The 1,756-nt window shown below is 52.8% G+C and carries 2 tRNA genes and 2 rRNA genes; all 4 read left to right on the plus strand.

The features are described from left to right. Positions 1-289: ribosomal RNA gene (locus JV16_RS14700) — 16S ribosomal RNA — on the plus strand; the annotation flags it as partial. A 384-nt stretch (positions 290-673) separates the two neighbouring features. Beyond that, positions 674-750, plus strand: a tRNA-Ile gene (locus JV16_RS14710). A gap of 11 nt (positions 751-761) precedes the next feature. Beyond that, a tRNA-Ala gene (locus tag JV16_RS14715) sits at positions 762-837 on the plus strand. A gap of 230 nt (positions 838-1,067) precedes the next feature. Further along, a 23S ribosomal RNA gene (locus JV16_RS14720) occupies positions 1,068-1,756 on the plus strand; the annotation flags it as partial.

Raw genomic sequence — 1,756 nt, forward strand, 5'->3', positions numbered from 1 at the left:
TCGCGAACCCGCGAGGGGGAGCCAATCCCAAAAAGCCGCTCTCAGTTCGGATTGCAGGCTGCAACTCGCCTGCATGAAGCCGGAATCGCTAGTAATCGCGGATCAGCATGCCGCGGTGAATACGTTCCCGGGCCTTGTACACACCGCCCGTCACACCACGAGAGTTTGCAACACCCGAAGTCGGTGAGGTAACCCTTACGGGAGCCAGCCGCCGAAGGTGGGGCAAATGATTGGGGTGAAGTCGTAACAAGGTAGCCGTATCGGAAGGTGCGGCTGGATCACCTCCTTTCTAAGGATAATGAGAAAAGCGGAGAACGGTTCTTGGCGTAGCCAAGGAAACATCCGACGGAAGCGCAAGCTTTTGACGAGACGTGCTTGCACGTCGATGGAGAAAGCGGACGCGGAGGAGGATGTTAGTTCGAAGCTAGACAATAAGAAAAGCGGAGGCGACTGTTTAGCCCCGACAAGCGCTGGAGGGCCTGCGAGGAGGCTGTTGCCGCCACAGCAGGACCGAAGCGGCTCGAGGGGCTAGGAGCCGGAGCTAGACAATAAGAAAAGCGGAGAATAACTCCGTATGTGTTGACAAACACAAAAAACATATGATAAAATTCCGCTGTCTGTTTTGTTCAGTTTTGAGGGAACACCCTCTTAATAAGTAAATATTCGTATGTATGGGCCTATAGCTCAGCTGGTTAGAGCGCACGCCTGATAAGCGTGAGGTCGGTGGTTCAAGTCCACTTAGGCCCACCATACAATTCCATGGGGCCTTAGCTCAGCTGGGAGAGCGCCTGCTTTGCACGCAGGAGGTCATCGGTTCGATCCCGATAGGCTCCACCATTTTCTTGTAGATAGGTCATGTTTTTTACGCCTGCGTCTAAAAGTGGCTTCGAGGAAGACAGATTCCTCGGCGCAAAGCTGCGATGAAGCAGGTTTACACGTTAGTTTTGCGCCTGCGTCTGCGAGTGATTACGAAGATGATAAATTCCTCGGCGCATGGCAGCGAAGATGTAGCTTCAAGAAGAAGCCATGTTCTTTGAAAACTAGATAACAGGCTGAAAAGTGTGTTTAGTTAAGTTAGAAAGGGCGCACGGTGGATGCCTTGGCACTAGGAGCCGATGAAGGACGGGACAAACACCGATATGCTTCGGGGAGCTGTAAGTAAGCGTTGATCCGGAGATTTCCGAATGGGGGAACCCACTGTCCGTAATGGGACAGTATCCATACGTGAATACATAGCGTATGGAGGGCATACCCGGGGAACTGAAACATCTAAGTACCCGGAGGAGAAGAAAGCAAAAGCGATTCCCTGAGTAGCGGCGAGCGAAACGGGAACAGCCCAAACCAAGAGGCTTGCCTCTTGGGGTTGTAGGACACTCAATACGGAGTGACAAAGGAACGGAGTAGATGAAGTGGTCTGGAAAGGCCTGCCAGAGGAGGTAACAGCCCTGTAGTCGAAACTTCGTTCCCTCCTGAGTGGATCCTGAGTACGGCGGGACACGAGGAATCCCGTCGGAAGCAGGGAGGACCATCTCCCAAGGCTAAATACTCCCTAGTGACCGATAGTGAACCAGTACCGTGAGGGAAAGGTGAAAAGCACCCCGGGAGGGGAGTGAAAGAGAACCTGAAACCGTGTGCCTACAAGTAGTCAGAGCCCGTTTATGGGTGATGGCGTGCCTTTTGTAGAATGAACCGGCGAGTTACGATCTCGTGCGAGGTTAAGTCGAAAAGACGGAGCCGTAGCGAAAGCGAGTCTGAA

Origin of the sequence: Anoxybacillus ayderensis (assembly GCF_000833605.1) — a bacterium.
Classification (GTDB): Bacteria; Bacillota; Bacilli; order Bacillales; family Anoxybacillaceae; genus Anoxybacillus; species Anoxybacillus ayderensis.